Source organism: Oceanobacillus luteolus, assembly GCF_023715655.1.
Taxonomy (GTDB): domain Bacteria; phylum Bacillota; class Bacilli; order Bacillales; family Amphibacillaceae; genus Oceanobacillus; species Oceanobacillus luteolus.
The window spans coordinates 1-396 of the sequence record NZ_JAMBON010000167.1 but is presented as its reverse complement, the minus strand read 5'-3'; the positions used below and the strand labels follow the sequence as shown (position 1 = coordinate 396).

At 59.8% G+C, this 396-nt stretch carries 1 protein-coding gene; it reads left to right on the top strand.

Features of this window, described 5'->3' with window-relative positions:
- On the top strand, positions 1-396 hold a 396-nt coding region (locus M3210_RS20220; RefSeq protein ID WP_251518112.1), incomplete at both ends, for a LysR substrate-binding domain-containing protein.

Below are 396 nucleotides of genomic sequence, written 5' to 3'. Positions count from 1 at the left end.
CTTCCGGAAAGCGTCTACCAGCAACATCTCTTCGATCAATCATATGTCTGCCTGGCTGCGGAAAACCATCCTCGCATTCGCGCACAGCTCCGCGCCGAAGACTGGCGCCAGGAAAAGCATCTGGCGATCCGCGTGGAGGGACCTGCCCATGGCGATATGGATAAGCTGCTTGATGAGCACCACATGCCCCGGCGCATTGCGCTAACGTTACCAAGCTTTTTAGGTACCGGTGAGCTGGTGGCCGAAAGCGATATGATTGCCGTCGTCCCGGAACAGGTGGCGCGGCATATCACCCGGCGCTATCCCTGCCGCAGCTGGCCGCTGCCTTTTCCCCTCGCCAAAATCGCCATCCGTCAGGTCTGGCATCAGCGGCTGCACCGCGATCCCGGACATATC